The organism is Helcobacillus massiliensis (assembly GCF_014191425.1).
GTDB classification, from domain to species: domain Bacteria; phylum Actinomycetota; class Actinomycetes; order Actinomycetales; family Dermabacteraceae; genus Helcobacillus; species Helcobacillus massiliensis.
Genome location: NZ_JACHWP010000001.1, coordinates 826,994 through 841,849, shown reverse-complemented (window position 1 = coordinate 841,849; position 14,856 = coordinate 826,994). Strand labels below are relative to the sequence as shown.

Sequence of the window (14,856 nt, the reverse complement as noted above, 5' to 3'; positions counted from 1 at the left end):
GGCCCGGATACACTGACCGATGGATCCATGCCGGTGCCGCAGAATTCGCGTGCGCAGGCATCCGTCGGCCCACCACCCAGGAGAGACATGTCCGTGAAGTCCCCACGCGAATTCCCCCGCGACAACGCGCCCGAGGGAACCGACGTCTGGGTGGAGCGCACCGCCGAGCGCGAACTCACTGGCTTCAACGTCCGCGGCGTCAGCATCCCCATCGGCCGCGGCGAGGGCCGCATCACCCCCGGGGAGCTGCTCAAGCTCTCCCTCATCGGCTGCGCCGGCATGACCATGGACAACTCGGCCGCCCACCGTCTCGGCGAGGACTTCGCGCTGCGCATCACCGCACGCGCCACCTCCGACGAGAAGGAGAACCGCTACCTCGACATCGCCGAGGAGATCGAACTCGACCTCTCCGGCCTCACCGAGGACGAACAGGCCCGCCTCACCGACCTGCTCTCCAAGGTCATCGGACGCGGCTGCACCGTGGAGCGCACCGTCACCGCGGACCCCGCGATCCGCCACACCATCATCAACGCCGCCGAAAAGGACCAGAACGCATGACCTACCGCAGTATCCGCGTCGTCGGGGACCCCGTCCTGCGCACCGAGTGCGACCCCATCACCGCCATCACCCCCGGAGTCCGACAGCTCGTGGAGGACCTGCTGGAGACCGTCGACGAAGACGGCCGCGCCGGCCTCGCCGCCAACCAGATCGGCGTGGCCTCCCGCGCGTTCTCCTGGAACATCGACGGCGACATCGGCTACATCCTCAATCCCGTCATCACCCATGTCTCCGAGGAGACCCAGGACGGCGACGAAGGCTGCCTGAGCGTGCCCGGCCTCTTCTTCCCCCGCATCCGCGGCGCGGAAGCGGCCTGCGAAGGCATCGACCTCGACGGCCGCAAGGTCACCCTCGAAGGCGACGGCATCATCGCCCGCCTCATCCAGCACGAAGTCGGCCACCTCAACGGCGAGCTGTACATCGACGGCCTCGAGCGCAGCGTCCGAAAGAAGGCGCTGCGCGCTATCAGAGAGACCCTCTAACCTGAACTGGCTCACCTGGGGCCAGCAGACCATCCGGGCAGCGAATCGATTCGTGGGGAAGACGCTTCGATTCGACCGGAAGGGGAGCAATGGCTCAGGGAGTCCTCTATATTCACTCCGTTTCGCGCGCCCTCGCACCACACATCGAATGGGCTGCCAGCGGAGTCCTCGGCGTGCCCGTGCGCATCAGGTGGTACGACCAGCCCGCCGGCCCCGGCCTGCAGCGCGCAGAGATCGCCTGGAGCGGCCGCGCCGCAGTCGGCGCTGAGCTCGCCACCGCGCTGCGCGGCTGGAACGACCTGCGCTACGAAATCACTCAGGAGCCCACGGCGACCGACACCGGCTCCCGGTGGATGTACACCCCCGACCTCGGCATCCACCACACCGCGATGGACCACGAAGGCAACGCCACCCTCACCGAGGACCGCATCCGCCACTGCATCGCACTCGCCGGCAACAGGCCGCACCGCATCCCCGACGAGATCGACCGAGCGCTCGGCCGCGACTGGGATGAGGAACTCGAGCACTACCGCCGCGCCGCCATCGAGGAGAGCGCGCCCCGCCGCCTCCACCTCGTGGGGTGACATCGCTCGGTCACGAAGCGAAGGCCGGAGGAATGAACCTCCGGCCTTCAATGTATGAGATGTAAGGCGAAGCCTTACGCGTTGGTGAAGACGACGGCGATGTCGTGACCGCCGAAGCCGAAAGCATTGTTCAGCACGGCGGCATCGCCCTCCGGCATCTCGCGCGGTTCGTTGACCGCCACATCCAGCGGGACGTTCTCATCGAGGTTCTCAATGTTGATCGTCGGCGGGATCACCCGGTTGCGCAGTGCCAGAACCGAGAAGATCGACTCCACCGCGCCGGCGCCGCCGAGCAGGTGACCGGTCATCGACTTCGTGGAGCTCACCACAATCTGATCCGACTTCTCCGCGCCGACGGCGTCACGCACCGACTCCAGCTCGGAGATGTCTCCGAGGGGAGTGGAAGTGCCGTGCGCGTTCACATGCTTCAGGTCGGAGCCGTCGATGCCGGCGTCCTCGATGGCCTCGCGGATCGCGCGCTGCTGCCCGTCCGGGCTCGGGGCGGAGATGTGATGGGCGTCCGACGCCATGCCGCGACCGGACGCGTACGCGTAGATTCGGGCGCCACGGGCCTTGGCGAACTCCTCCGACTCCAGCACGAGGATGCCGGCGCCCTCACCGAGGACGAAGCCATCGCGGTCGCGGTCGTACGGGCGCGACGCGGTCTTCGGGTCATCGGTGCGGGTGGAGAGGGCGCGGATGTTCGCGAATCCTGCCAGCGGCAGCGGGTGGATGCAGGCGTCCGTGCCGCCGGTGATGACGACATCGGCGCGGCCGTTGCGGATCATGTCCATGCCCCAAGCGACGGATTCAGCACCCGTCGCACACGCGGACACGGGAGTGTGGGAGCCGGCCTTCGCACCGAACTCGATCTCGATATGGGCCGACGCGGAGTTCGGCATGAGCATCGGAACGGTGTAGGGGTTGACGCGGCGGGCGCCGCGCTCACGGACGATGTCCCACTGGTCGAGCATAGTCCAGACACCGCCGATGCCGGCGCCGACCACGGTCGCCAGGCGCAGCGGGTCCACTTCGGGGCTGCCGGCGTCCTTCCATGCCTCGCGAGCAGCGATCATCGCGTACTGACCGCTGGGGTCGAGCTTGCGCGCCTCCGGGCGGGAGAGGAACTCCAGCGGATCACCGGCGACAGTGCAGGCGAAGTCCACGGACAGGCCGTAGGTCTCGGCCCAGTCGTTGTCGAGGGTGGTGGCGGTGCTGACGCCGTCCAGGGCGTTCTTCCACGAAGTGGCCGCGTCAGTGCCGAGCGGGTTGAAGGTGCCGAGGCCGGTGACGACGACGCGTGGGCTCTGGTCAGTCATAGTGAAGCAGTGTCCTTGTGACGAGGCGGCAAAAAAGCGCAGCGCCCGGGACTCCCATCTGCATGAGAACCCGGGCGCTGATCAGATCAGGCCTGAGCGCTGGAGATGTACTTGACGGCGTCGCCGACGGTGACGAGGTTCTTGACCTCTTCGTCGGGGATGCGGACGTCGAACTTCTCCTCGGCGTTGACCACGATGGTCATCATCGAGATGGAGTCGATGTCGAGATCATCGGTGAAGGACTTGTCGAGCTGGACATCGGCGGTCTCCACGCCGGTCTCCTCGTTGACGATCTCGGCCAGGCCGGCGAGGATCTCATCATCGGTGTGTGCCATGAGGCTCTCCTTTGGTTGGACAGAACAATCAGCAAGCTCAGACTACCGCCAAAGCCGGGAAAGGGACTGATTCGCCGCGCTTGGACGGGGGTTGGTCACATAAAGATTCGGTTACCGAGCCAAAGAAACCGTGTGGCCAGGACTGTTACCGTTCGGCAGTCAGGGGAGGATGACCACCTGGCCGGCATAGGCGAGGCCGGCGCCGAATCCGATCTGCACGCAGACGTCGCCGCTCTTGGCCTTGCCCTCCTGCAGCAGGCGGTGCGTCGCCAGGGGTATGGACGCGGCCGATGTGTTGCCGGTGTCCTCGATGTCGCGGGCGATCACCACGGAATCGGGCAGCTTCAGCTGCTTCGCCAGCTGGTCGATGATCCGCATGTTCGCCTGGTGCGGCACGAACACGTCGACGTCCTCCACGCTGAGGCCAGAGCGCTCCAGCGACTCGCGGATCATGTCCGCGGTGTGCCACACGGCCCAGCGGAACACTGACGGCCCCTCCTGCCGCAGAGTCGGGAACCCGAGCTCCGGGTTCTCCTTGTACTCCAGCAGCGAGTGGGTCATGTAGATGGTCTTCCAGTTCTCGCCGTCGCTGCCCCACACGGTGGGGCCGATCTTCGGAACGTCGCTGGCGGACACCACGGCTGCTCCGGCGCCGTCGCCGAGCAGGAAGGACATGGAGCGGTCGGTGGGGTCGATGATGTCGGAGAGCTTCTCCGCTCCCACCACGAGGACGTTCTTCGCGGTGCCGGCGCGCACCAGGGCGTCGGCCTGGCCGATGCCGTAGCAGAAGCCGGCGCAGGCGGCGCCCATGTCATAGGCGATGGCCCCGTCGGCCCCGATCTCGTAGGCGAGCAGAGCAGCCAGCGACGGAGTGTGGTACTCGAAGGTGATGGTGCCGACGATCACCGCGTCGATGTCCGAACCTGTCAGGCCGGAGTTCTCCACGGCCTCCAGGGAGGCCTTCTTCGCCAGGTCCAGCAGGCTCACGTCGGCGCTGGCGCGCTTGCGGGAGATGATGCCGGTGCGCTGCCGGATCCACTCGTCGGAGGAGTTGATCGGGCCGACGATGTCGTCGTTGGGGACGTCCAGGTCGCCGCGGGCGGCTCCGTAGCCGAGGACCTGGGAACCGGGGACCGGCTGCGTCGGAGTGAGGGAAACGGTCATGTCAGCTCTCCTTGGAGGCGCTGGCGTGCTCGGAGACGAAGGCACGCGCGGCGTCGAGGTCGTCGGGGGTGTTCAGGTCGAAGCGGGCGACCTGCTTGAGGTCGCGCTTCGCCAGGCCGGTCAGCGTTCCGGCGGGAGCGAGCTCCAGGATGCCGGTGACGCCCTGGTCGGCGAACGTGTGCATGCAGGCCTCCCAGTCGACCGTGCTCGCCACCTGGTTCACGAGCGAAGAGAGGAAGGCGGCGCCGTCGGTCACGAGGGAGCCATCGGCGTTGGAGACCACGGGGATGATCGCGTCACGGGTCGCGAACTTCCCGGCCTGCTCAGCGAGCTCATCGCGCGCCGGCTCCATGAACCGCGAGTGGAATGCGCCCGCGACCTGCAGCGGGATCACGCGCGCACGGGCCGGCGGGTTCTCCGAGAGCGCGGCGAGGGAGGCCTCGTCGCCGGCGGCGACGACCTGCGCGGCGCCGTTGATGTTCGCGGGGGAGGCCCCGGCCTGCTCAATCGCAGCGAGGACCTCCTCGCGCTTGCCGCCGACGACTGCCGCCATCCCGGTCTGCTCGGCCGCAGCGGCGCGCGCCATCGCCTGGGAGCGGACCGCCACCAGGCGCATCGCGTTCTCCTCGGACAGCATGCCCGCCTGCGCGGCAGCGCCGATCTCACCGACGCTGTGCCCGGCGTACAGGTCGGGGCGGGGCAGGGTGAGGGAGCCGAACAGCACACTGTGGGTGATCAGGCTGGCAGCGACCAGCAGCGGCTGAGCAACGGCGGTGTCGCGGATGGTGTCCGCATCGGATTCGGTGCCGTGGCGGCGGATGTCGATGCCGGAGGCGTCGGACAGGGTGTCCACGAGGGATCCGACGGAGTCGAGCTCCAGCCAGGGGCTGAGGAATCCGGGCTTCTGCGCTCCCTGTCCGGGAGAGGCGATGACGAGCAATGTGGCTCCACAAGTCGATCGGCGATGGTGGTCAGTGCGAAGAGGAAGGGGCGATCAGGCGCGCCTCATTCCAGTTCGGAGAGGGCACGGCGGACATGCGCGATCGCGTCATCGCGTGACAGGCCCGATCGTCTCGCCGTCTCAGCATACTCGCGGGCCGCCGCCGCGATCTGGGATTCGACGCCGTCGGGCGCGGCGACGCGTGTCCCACCTCTCCCGTGCGTGGTCACCAGGCCCGCCTCCTGCAGGGAGCGGACCGCCTTGGCGGCCGTGTTCGCCGCAACCCCCAGATCGGAGGCGAGGGCGCGCACGGCGGGCAGGCGCTGGCCGGGGGAGAGGTCACCGCTGCGGATGGCAGCGGCGATTCCCGAGTGGATCTGCTCCGCAGCGGCCACCGGGCTGCTGCGGTCCACGCTGATCAGGTCGGTGAGCTGAGCGGGCATCAGTTCTCCAGTGCGGCGGGACAGCGAGGGGCCGACGGATCCTCCAGAACCCGTCGGCCCATCGCCATGATCAGGCGTCGCCGCCCGCGTTGCCGGTGCGGCCGGCGTTGACGTTCAGCAGGTCGTACTTCTCCATGGCGTCGCGCACCACGGAGCGCTCGATCTGGCCGTCCTTCGCGAGCATCTGCAGGGCGCGCACCACCATCGACTCAGTGTCGATGTGGAGGTAGCGGCGTGCCGCGGAGCGGGTGTCGGAGAAGCCCCAGCCGTCAGCACCGAGAACGGCGTACTCGCCCGGGATCCACTGACGGATCATGTCCGGCACCAGGTAGTCGTAGTCGCTGGTGGCGATGAACGGACCCTTCGCCCCCTCGAGGCGCTGAGAGATCCACGGGGTGCGCGGCTCGTCCTCCGGGTGGAGGAAGTTGTGCTCCTCCGCCTCCAGGGCCTCCTTGCGCATCTCCGTCCACGAGGTGACGGACCAGACGGTGGCGCGCACGCCCCAGTCCTCCAGCAGCAGCTTCTGCGCCTGCTCAGCCCACGGCACCGACACACCGGACGCCATCAGCTGCACCTCGGGGCCGTCGCCCTCCGGCGCGGGCTGGATGACGTACATGCCCTTCAGCAGACCGTCGACATCGAGGTCCTCCGGCTCCGCCGGGTGCACGATCGGCTCGTTGTACACGGTGAGGTAGTAGAAGACGTTCTGCTCCCGCTCCTCGTTCTCGCCGTACATCCGCTGCAGGCCGTCGCGGATGATGTGGCCGATCTCGTAGCCGTACGCGGGGTCGTAGATGACCGCACCGGGGTTCGTGTTCGCGAGGATCGGGGAGTGGCCGTCCATGTGCTGCAGGCCTTCACCGGCGAGGGTGGTCTTGCCGGCGGTGGCGCCGATGACGAAGCCCTTCGCCATCTGGTCGCCGGCGGCCCAGAAGAAGTCACCGGTGCGCTGGAATCCGAACATCGAGTAGAAGATGTAGAAGGGAACCAGCGGCACTTCATGGGTCGAGTACGCCGTTCCTGCCGCGGTGAACGCGGAGGTGGAGGAGATCTCGTTGATGCCCATGTGCTTGATCTGGCCGGTCTCGGACTCCTTGTAGGCGAGGAGCAGGTCACGGTCCACGGACAGGTAGTTCTGGCCGCGCGGGTTGTAGATCTTCGCGGTGGGGAACATGGAGTCCATACCGAACGTGCGGGCCTCATCGGGGATGATCGGCACCCAGTACTTGCCGGTCTCCTTGTCGCGCATGAGGTCGCGCAGCAGGCGAACGAGCGCCATCGTGGTGGCGATCTCCTGCTTGCCGGAGCCGCGACGGGCCACATCGAAGGTCTTCATCTCCGGCACCTGGAACAGGGCCTTCTTATGACGGTTGTCGGGGATGACGCCGCCGAGCTCCTTGCGCCGGTCATGCATGTACTGCATGGCGTCGCTGTCCGGGTCCGGGGTGTAGTACGGCGAGCCGTACAGGTTCGGATCGATCTCCTTGTCGGTGATCGGGATGTGCAGGGTGTCGCGCAGCTGCTTGAGGTCCTCCAGAGTGAACTTCTTCATCTGGTGGGTGGCGTTGCGGCCCGCGAAGTTGGAGCCGAGCACGTACCCCTTGACCGTGTGCGCGAGGATGACGGTGGGCTTGCCCTTGGTCTCCATCGCGGCCTTGAACGCGGCGTAGATCTTCTTCGGGTCGTGGCCGCCGCGCTTGAGCCCCCACCAGATGTCGTCATCGCTGAGATCCTCGACCAGGGCCTTCGTGCGCGGGTCGCGGCCGAAGAAGTTGTCGCGGATGAAACCGCCGGATTCGGCGCGGTAGGTCTGGAAGTCACCGTCGGGCGTGGTGTTCATGAGGTCCACCAGGGCGCCGTCGGCGTCCTTGGCGAACAGATCGTCCCAGCCGCCGCCCCAGACGAGCTTGATGACGTTCCAGCCGGCACCGCGGAACTGTGCCTCCAGTTCCTGGATGATCTTGCCGTTGCCGCGGACGGGGCCGTCGAGGCGCTGCAGGTTGCAGTTCACCACGAAGGTCAGGTTGTCGAGCATCTCGTTGGCGGCGATGTGCAGAGCGCCGCGGGACTCGACCTCGTCCATCTCACCGTCGCCGAGGAACGCCCACACGTGCTGATCGGACGTGTCCTTCAGGCCGCGGCTGTGCAGGTACTTGTTGATCGAGGCCTGCTCAATCGCGTTGACGGGGCCGATGCCCATCGACACGGTCGGGAACTGCCAGAACTCCGGCATGGCACGCGGGTGCGGGTAGGACGGCATGCCGTGGGGGTGGGACTTCTCCTGCCGGAAGCCGTTGAGGTCATCCTCGCTGAGGCGGCCCATCAGGAAGGCTCGGGAGTAGATGCCGGGGGAGGCGTGGCCCTGGAAGAAGACCTGATCGCCGCCGCCGGGGTGCTGCCGCCCGCGGAAGAAGTGGTTGAAGCCCACTTCGTACATCGTGGAGATCGAGGCGAAGCTGGAGAGGTGACCGCCCACCCCGATCTCGGGACGCTGCGCACGGTGTACGACCATCGCGGCGTTCCAGCGGACGGCGCGGCGGATCTCCTTCTCGATGGCGAGGTCGCCCGGGTATTCGGGCTCGTCGTCGACGGAGATGGTGTTGACGTAGTCCGTGTTCTCCACGGAGGGGACGTCGATGTTGTTCTTGCGCGCGTGCGTGATCAGATTCTGAACGACATGCGATGCGCGCTCATCGCCGCGGGCCCTGCGGACCGCGTCGAGGGAGTCGAGCCATTCGCGGGTCTCCTCGGGGTCGGAGTCATTGGCGTAGCTCGGCAGGCCGATGCCCTGACGACCGGTGATGTCGTTCGAATTCACGCTGTCCTTCTTCCTTGCGGGGGTGGCGCGCGTGCTGGAGCTCTGGGCTGTGCGCACGCGTCGGTCAGTCGACCGCAGACGCCCCCAGCCTACGCTGTCCCGCGCAGGTGGGCGCAGAGGAAGGCCCCCGCGGTGGGGCCCGGGGAGACTCAAGTGACATGGGCGGGGTGCTCCGTTAGAATCGCGATCACGTCCGTATGAGTCGGGCGTCACTCCGGGACCCGTCGGCCGACGGGTTCACTCAACTGTGAAGAGGAGATTGTTCTTGTCACCGTCTGCCGAGGCCGACAACCGCAAACAGCTCGCTGATGCGCTCGGCTTCACCCATGACCAGCTCATCCAGGAGTTCGGATACGACGACGATGTCGACTTCGACCTCCGGGACACGATCGAGGACATCATCGGCTCCGATCTGGAGGACGAGGATTCGCAGGAGATCGTGGACCACGTGATCATCTGGTTCCGCAAGTCCGACGGTGACCTTGTGGACATCCTTCAGGACGCCATCAGCTCCCTCGATGCCGGTGGCGACGTCTGGGTCCTCACCGTGAAGGCCGGGCGCGACGAGCACGTCAACCCCGCCACGATCATGGAGTCCGCGGACCTCGCCGGTCTGCGCTCGATGAACACGATCACGGTGGCTGAGGACTGGACGGCGACCCGCCTCGCCAGCCGTTCCTGATCCCCGGCGCGGCTGTTGCAGCCGTTCCGCCCGGCTCCCCGATTCCGGTCGGGTTTGCGCCGGGGAACCCCGCGTGGCAGGATCACTGCCCGTGCGGGCCATTAGCTCAGTTGGTTAGAGCGCCATGTTTACACCGTGGATGTCGGGGGTTCGAATCCCTCATGGCCCACCATTGACTGCTGTGCCGCTCTCCGACGATCCGTCTGCGCATGAGGGGCTTTCTGCGAGCACATCCCCGACTGTGCAGAACAGTCGAACAGCGGGGAGTCGGCTCAGGCAGCGGCCGCAGTTCAGTGGCCGGCTCCCATCCCGACACTGACCGCGTCGCGAAAGGCCCCCGCATCGTGAACCCACCGCTTCGTTCCCTCGCCTCCCGGCGCCTCATCCTCACCGGCACGCTTGCCGCCGGAACCTCCGCCGTTCTCGCCGCCTGCTCCGACAGCGACGACGCGACGCAGAAGAAGGCCACCAAGGGCGGCAAGGGCACCGGTACCCGCTTCGCCGCCACCGCTGCGGCGAACACCGTCGTCGATCCGGCGGACGATGCCGCAGCCGCCGCGGCGGTCAGCGCTGCCGTGGTGGAGACCGCCGAACACGTCGCCGTCGCCGACCCGGGCTCCGCCGACGCCCTGTCGACGATCGCTGACCTCGCCGCGAAGGCCCACATCCCACTGCTGCTCGGCACCGGCGCCGCGACCGCCGACGAACTCACACGCCTCAAGACCACCACCGTGATCCACCCGAAGGGCCTGGACATCACCGGCCTGGGGGAGAAGCTGAAGTCGGTCGAGCTCGACCTCGCCGCAGACCCGGCGACGGACATGCCGACGAAGCCATCGCGCTGGCGAAGCAGTACGCGAAGGACTATCAGCCGCACAGCGACGTCCCCGTGCAGCCGGCGTTCGAGATCATCACCACGATCGCCTCGTCCGCCGCGGGGGCCGACGGGGACTACTCCGCCGAAATCGACCCCGAAACCATCAGGCCCTGGGTCGAGGCGGCCGGCAAAGAGGGGATCTATGTGGTCCTGGACCTGCAGCCCGGGCGTACTGACTTCCTCACCCAGGCGAAGCTGTACGAAGACCTTTTGAAGCACCCCCACGTGGGCCTCGCGCTCGACCCGGAATGGCGGCTCAAGCCCGACCAGAAGCACATGCGGCAGATCGGATCCGTTGAAGCCGCCGAGATCAACACCGTCATCACCTGGCTCGCCGACCTCGTGAAGTCGAACCGGCTGCCGCAGAAGGTGCTGATCCTCCACCAGTTCCAGCTCGCCATGATCCGCAGCCGTCAGGACGTCGACACCTCCCGAGAGGAGCTCGCCATCACTCTGCACGCCGACGGGCACGGTGTGCGCAGCGAGAAGATGGCCACCTGGGATGCTCTCCGCACCGACCTTCCTGAGGGCATCTGGATGGCGTGGAAGAACTTCATCGACGAGGACAAGCCCATGTTCACCCCCGAGGAGACCTACGCCATCGAACCGCGGCCCTGGTTCGTCTCCTACCAGTGAGTCCCCGAGCACGATGAGGGGCGGCACCCGCAGATCTGCAGATGCCGCCCCTGTTCTGTTCACCCGATCAGCAGACCGGTCCGGTGGTCAGCCCTTCCCGTTGCCCTTGCCGGGCTTCGCGGGCTTCTTGCCCTTGCCCGGGTTCTGCTTCTCGCCGGGGCGATCGATGGTGAACGAGCCGGACTCCCAGGTCTCCCAATGCGCCGGGTTCTTCGGATCACCCATCGGCTTGAGCACCTTCAGCTCCATGACGTAGTCACCGCTTGGGACCGTGCGGCTCTTGTTGTTGCCGTTGTTGCCCTGCACCTCGCCGGTCCAATCGGCGATGAAGTAGTCCGCGGACTTCGTGACGTGCTGGTCCTCCCACGCCGTGTTGAACTTCGGGTGGACCGGTGCGCCCTTGGAGCCGTCGGCGTTGGCCGTGAAGATCTCCAGCTTCGCGGTCTCGGCCGGCAGGTTCAGCCGGTAGATGATGTACGGGCGGTCATCGCCCTGCATCGTGTAGGTCGGGTGCTTCCCGGCGATGTCCACCGAGTCGCCCTTCGCCTTACCGAGCACCGGCAGACCCATGCCGCCGTCCACCAGCAGCGGCAGCGCCTGGTAGTCACCGGACATACCCGCGAACGGCACCGTGTGCTCCTCCATCGGGTCCGTCACCGTGATCCAGCCGCCGTGGATGATGCCGTTCTGGCCGAAGTCCTCGGAGAAGGTGACATCGACCGTTTCGGAGCCGCCCGCGGGCACCGTCACCGTGTCCTTGGAGAAGGTGACGTCCGCCTTCGCCTCCATGAACGTCGGGTCGTGGGTCTCCTCGCCGCCGGTGGCGACGCTGTAGCGGACCCCCAGGTCGTAGGTGACGGGCTTGTCCGAGGTGTTGCGGATCGTGATCGTCTTCGTGACCGGGCCCTGCTCGCCCTCACCCAGAGCAAGATGCGAATGGCCGCGATCGGTCGTGATCAGTGTGGAGGTCTTCACCGCCTCCGGGACGTTGACGATGCCGCCGCCCTGGTGGTGCACCGGGGCGTTCAGGCCGGCGTTCGGCTTCAGGCCGAAGTCGAGCTGGTCAGCCGTGTTCTGCAGGCGGATGCGAATCTCATCGGTGGTGAGGTCAGGGTTGTCCTGCAGCATCTGCGCGACCACACCGGCCACGTGCGGGGTCGCCATCGAGGTGCCGGACATGGCGCCCTCGCCGCCCTGCTCCACCGGGATGGTGGACCAGATGGCCCCGCCTGGTGCGGACACCGTCGGCTTGAGGTCGAGGTCCGCGGTCAGGCCGTAGCTGGAGAAGTCCGACATGTAGCCGCCGGTCTCGTTCTCCGTGGCGACCGTGCCGTCCTGCCAGGTGAAGGTGGCGCCGCCGTCGGCGATGTCCTTCTGCAGGGCGAGCCCGTCGGCCTGCGTGATGGTGACGGTGGGGATGCCGATCTTCGGGTCACCGTCGAGGGAAGCGTTGATGGTGCCGGCGGTGTTGTTGTAGATGATGACGGCCTTGTAGCCGGCCTTCTCAGCGTTGACGGCCTTCTCGTGGAAGCTGCACTCGCCGCGCTTGATCAGCAGGGCCTGCTCACCGGTCGCCTTCGGCAGGTCGGTGCCGTTGCAGGCCAGCGCGTTCTTGTCATCATCGGCACCGGCGGCGACGAGCTCCATCGTGCCGGAGGTCGGCGGCTGCGGGGCCGGGCTGCCGGGAGCGTAGGCGATCTCGGCGCCGGCCTCAGTGGTGAAGAACGGGCTGCGGTAGTGGGTGTTGTCCACGGAGCCCACGGAGATGACCTCGTCCGCGGTGCCCGGGGAACCACCGGTGAAGGTTCCATAAGCGCCGTCGTTGCCCATCGCGACGATCATGGAGATGCCCTCGCGGTGCATGGCGTCGGCCGCCTGCGCAGTCGGGTAGTCCTTCCACGTCATGAGGCCCGAGCCGAGCGACATGTTCACCACGTCCATGCCGTCCTGCGCAGCACGGTCCATCGCGGCGAGGATGACATCGGTGGAGGCGCTGCCGTTGGTTCCGAAGATGCGGTACGCGTACAGGTCCGCCTCGGGGGCGACGCCCTGGACGTCGCCGTCGCCGCCGATGATGCCGGCCACGTGGGTGCCGTGACCACCGGTGTCATCGGGGAACTCATCCGGAGTGGGAGTGGGGCTGCCGTCCCTGCCGGAGGCGTCGTAGTCGTCGCCGACGAAGTCGTAGCCGCCCACCACGCGCTTGTTGGGGAAGTCGGCCTTCTCGTTGTTGGTGCCGGAGCCGCCGAGGGACGGGTTGTTGTAGTCGATGCCGGAGTCGATGACGCCGACCTTCACACCCTTGCCGGTGAGGCCCATGTCGTTGCGGGCGATGTCCGCACCGGTCATCTTCTGCGCGAACTCGTTCTGCGGCTCGGCATTGTCGACCGGCTCGGGGCGCTCCACCTCGTACACCGGGTAGACGGCGACGACGCCGTCAGCGGCGCGCAGCTTCTCCACCTCGGAGTCATCCACGGTGACCGACATGCCGTTCCACACGTCGGAGTACTCACGGTCCACCTTCATGGTGACGCCCTGGCCCTTCGCACCGGCCTTGGCGCGCTGCTGGGCGCTCTTGATGGCGGACCTGCTGCCGCCGTGGGCGATGGCCTTGCCCTCGGTCTGCACGAGGTAGCGGTTGTGGACGCGCACACGCTCCAGCTTGAGGCCGTCCGGGGAGATCGTCGCGACCGCGCCGCCGAGGTCGGAGGCGGAGCCGATGACGGTGACGTCACCGGTGGCGGTGGAGGCGGGGAGGCCGAGGCTCATGGACAGGGCGGCTGCGGCGGCTCCGGCACCGACGGTGCGGGCACGGTGGGATGAGGGGCGGCGTTCAGCCATGGGGGATTCTCCTTAGAGGGGGGAAAGGGCACCCGAAGGTGAGGCTCATTACAGCATGTGACCTGCGTTGCCCTCCAAGGCTTTGTCTGCTCTTTGCCGAAATGTGACCGCATCGGCATCACTGCAGGTGAGGGAGGTGCCTGGTCGAAGCCGGGCACCTGGACTGAGCGCGCGTCCACCGTGTGCCGCCGCTATCCTGCCGGGATGACGACGGAGGACAGGGCGCAGATGGCGCAGGGCATCGCGCTGATCCTGCTCGCCGCCGCCGTTCTCCAGTTCGGCGCATCGCTCGCCACCGCGGTGATGCCCGTGTTCGGCCTCGCCGCCCTCGTGCTCGTCCGCTACACGATGATGGCGGCCAGCCACACCGCCCTGTCCGTTCGCCTCGTTCCTCGCATCACCGACCGCCGCCAGCTGTGGTGGGGCGTCCTCCTCGCCGTGCCCCTGCTCGCGATGAACGTCTCCATCTACCTGGCATTCGCCCGGATCGGCGTCGGGATGGCGGTGTCCATCGAAATGCTGGGCCCGATCCTGCTGGGGGCGATCTCCTCCCCGCACCGCCGTGGATGGGCGTACGCTGCGCTCGGCCTCGTCGGCATGCTGCTGCTGACCGGCCCCACCCTGTCCACTGATGCGCTCGGCATCGCCTTCGCCGCGATCGCCGGGCTGAGCTGGGCGTTCTACCTGCTGGCGAACCGGGCGGCGGGGCGGCGCCTGCCGGGCCTGGTCCCGTCGGCCATGGCATCGCTCACCGGCCTGGTGGTCCTCATCCCGATCGCGCTGGTGCTCGGCACCGCTCAGCCGCTCACCTGGCCGGTGCTGCTGATCGGGCTCGCCGCCGGCGTCCTCTCCTCAGCGCTGCCGTACGCGCTGGACGTGCTGGCGATGCGGCGCGTGCCGATGCACGTTGCATCGACACTGCAGAGCAGCCATCCCATCGCCGCGGTGCTGTTCGGGGCGATCGTACTGGGGGAGCGCCTCACCCCTGTGGAGCTGGTCGGCGTGGCGCTGATCTGCACCGCGACCACACTGGTGGTCCGCTCGGCGCGCCGTCAGCCCAGGGCGTGCAGCACGCAGAGTCAAACGCGGGTGAGCAGCGAGGACTCGGAAGCGGGGGAGCGGGCCGACGGGTCCTGACCGAGCCCACCTGCGCACTCGTATGATGAGGGAAGGCACC

At 67.5% G+C, this 14,856-nt stretch carries 14 protein-coding genes and 1 tRNA gene; 7 read left to right on the top strand and 8 right to left on the bottom strand.

Annotated elements, in window-relative coordinates; translation table 11 throughout:
- Positions 1 to 87 precede the first annotated feature (87 nt).
- From FHX50_RS03880 to FHX50_RS03870, 3 genes are all read left to right on the top strand, one after another.
- Positions 88 to 558 carry an OsmC family protein gene (locus tag FHX50_RS03880; RefSeq protein ID WP_183374632.1) on the top strand — a complete coding sequence of 157 codons (471 nt, stop codon included), beginning with the start codon at positions 88 to 90 and terminating at the stop codon, positions 556 to 558.
- A complete protein-coding gene (locus FHX50_RS03875) occupies positions 555 to 1,040 on the top strand; it encodes a peptide deformylase (protein ID WP_183374631.1) in 486 nt (161 codons plus the stop codon). Before FHX50_RS03880 ends, FHX50_RS03875 begins: the two co-directional genes overlap by 4 nt.
- 89 nt (positions 1,041 to 1,129) lie before the next feature.
- The gene (locus tag FHX50_RS03870; protein ID WP_183374629.1) at positions 1,130 to 1,624 is read left to right on the top strand and encodes a DUF3145 family protein; all 495 of its coding nucleotides are present in this window, start codon (positions 1,130 to 1,132) and stop codon (positions 1,622 to 1,624) included.
- Positions 1,625 to 1,698: 74 nt separating this feature from the next.
- Here FHX50_RS03870 and FHX50_RS03865 read toward each other — a convergent pair whose 3' ends face one another.
- The 6 genes from FHX50_RS03865 to aceE form a co-directional block, all read right to left on the bottom strand.
- Positions 1,699 to 2,943 (bottom strand): beta-ketoacyl-[acyl-carrier-protein] synthase family protein, encoded by a 1,245-nt coding sequence (locus tag FHX50_RS03865; protein WP_183374627.1) that lies wholly within the window; start codon positions 2,941 to 2,943, stop codon positions 1,699 to 1,701.
- 86 nt (positions 2,944 to 3,029) lie between these two features.
- Positions 3,030 to 3,278, bottom strand: coding sequence for an acyl carrier protein (locus tag FHX50_RS03860; protein WP_183374625.1), 249 nt, complete (start codon positions 3,276 to 3,278; stop codon positions 3,030 to 3,032).
- A 159-nt stretch (positions 3,279 to 3,437) separates the two neighbouring features.
- Positions 3,438 to 4,442 (bottom strand): beta-ketoacyl-ACP synthase III, encoded by a 1,005-nt coding sequence (locus FHX50_RS03855; RefSeq protein WP_183374623.1) that lies wholly within the window; start codon positions 4,440 to 4,442, stop codon positions 3,438 to 3,440.
- Between the two features lies 1 nt (position 4,443).
- The gene (locus tag FHX50_RS03850; RefSeq protein ID WP_183374621.1) at positions 4,444 to 5,382 is read right to left on the bottom strand and encodes an ACP S-malonyltransferase; all 939 of its coding nucleotides are present in this window, start codon (positions 5,380 to 5,382) and stop codon (positions 4,444 to 4,446) included.
- Between the two features lie 65 nt (positions 5,383 to 5,447).
- On the bottom strand, positions 5,448 to 5,825 hold the full coding sequence (locus FHX50_RS03845) for a GntR family transcriptional regulator (RefSeq protein ID WP_183374619.1): 378 nt from the start codon (positions 5,823 to 5,825) through the stop codon (positions 5,448 to 5,450).
- A gap of 70 nt (positions 5,826 to 5,895) precedes the next feature.
- Positions 5,896 to 8,643 carry a pyruvate dehydrogenase (acetyl-transferring), homodimeric type gene (aceE, locus tag FHX50_RS03840; RefSeq protein ID WP_183374617.1) on the bottom strand — a complete coding sequence of 916 codons (2,748 nt, stop codon included), beginning with the start codon at positions 8,641 to 8,643 and terminating at the stop codon, positions 5,896 to 5,898.
- Between the two features lie 265 nt (positions 8,644 to 8,908).
- Between aceE and FHX50_RS03835 the strand changes: the two genes are divergently transcribed.
- On the top strand, positions 8,909 to 9,325 hold the full coding sequence (locus FHX50_RS03835) for a DUF3052 domain-containing protein (RefSeq protein WP_183374615.1): 417 nt from the start codon (positions 8,909 to 8,911) through the stop codon (positions 9,323 to 9,325).
- A 95-nt stretch (positions 9,326 to 9,420) separates the two neighbouring features.
- A tRNA-Val gene (locus FHX50_RS03830) sits at positions 9,421 to 9,497 on the top strand.
- A 118-nt stretch (positions 9,498 to 9,615) separates the two neighbouring features.
- Here the strand turns inward: FHX50_RS03830 and FHX50_RS03825 are convergent.
- Positions 9,616 to 10,065: a hypothetical protein gene (locus tag FHX50_RS03825; protein ID WP_183374613.1), complete on the bottom strand. Its 450-nt coding sequence runs from the start codon at positions 10,063 to 10,065 to the stop codon at positions 9,616 to 9,618.
- Positions 10,066 to 10,214: 149 nt separating this feature from the next.
- On the opposite strand from FHX50_RS03825, the gene FHX50_RS03820 reads away from it, so the two are divergent.
- A complete protein-coding gene (locus FHX50_RS03820) occupies positions 10,215 to 10,838 on the top strand; it encodes a hypothetical protein (RefSeq protein WP_183374611.1) in 624 nt (207 codons plus the stop codon).
- An 87-nt stretch (positions 10,839 to 10,925) separates the two neighbouring features.
- Here the strand turns inward: FHX50_RS03820 and FHX50_RS12235 are convergent, their stop codons facing one another.
- Positions 10,926 to 13,679, bottom strand: a complete 2,754-nt coding sequence (locus FHX50_RS12235; protein ID WP_183374609.1) for a S8 family serine peptidase — start codon at positions 13,677 to 13,679, stop codon at positions 10,926 to 10,928.
- A gap of 204 nt (positions 13,680 to 13,883) precedes the next feature.
- Here FHX50_RS12235 and FHX50_RS03810 point away from each other — a divergent pair, with 204 nt between their 5' ends.
- Entirely contained in the window at positions 13,884 to 14,816 is a 933-nt protein-coding gene (locus FHX50_RS03810; RefSeq protein WP_183374607.1) for an EamA family transporter, read from the top strand.
- The last annotated feature ends 40 nt before the right edge of the window (positions 14,817 to 14,856 follow it).

Excerpts from the sequence above, each read along its gene's own strand:
- FHX50_RS03880 (WP_183374632.1), top strand. The coding sequence starts at position 88 with ATGTCCGTGAAGTCCCCACGCGAATTCCCCCGCGACAACGCGCCCGAG.
- FHX50_RS03875 (WP_183374631.1), top strand. The coding sequence starts at position 555 with ATGACCTACCGCAGTATCCGCGTCGTCGGGGACCCCGTCCTGCGCACC.
- FHX50_RS03870 (WP_183374629.1), top strand. The coding sequence starts at position 1,130 with ATGGCTCAGGGAGTCCTCTATATTCACTCCGTTTCGCGCGCCCTCGCA.
- FHX50_RS03865 (WP_183374627.1), bottom strand. The coding sequence starts at position 2,943 with ATGACTGACCAGAGCCCACGCGTCGTCGTCACCGGCCTCGGCACCTTC.
- FHX50_RS03860 (WP_183374625.1), bottom strand. The coding sequence starts at position 3,278 with ATGGCACACACCGATGATGAGATCCTCGCCGGCCTGGCCGAGATCGTC.
- FHX50_RS03855 (WP_183374623.1), bottom strand. The coding sequence starts at position 4,442 with ATGACCGTTTCCCTCACTCCGACGCAGCCGGTCCCCGGTTCCCAGGTC.
- FHX50_RS03845 (WP_183374619.1), bottom strand. The coding sequence starts at position 5,825 with ATGCCCGCTCAGCTCACCGACCTGATCAGCGTGGACCGCAGCAGCCCG.
- FHX50_RS12235 (WP_183374609.1), bottom strand. The coding sequence starts at position 13,679 with ATGGCTGAACGCCGCCCCTCATCCCACCGTGCCCGCACCGTCGGTGCC.
- FHX50_RS03810 (WP_183374607.1), top strand. The coding sequence starts at position 13,884 with ATGACGACGGAGGACAGGGCGCAGATGGCGCAGGGCATCGCGCTGATC.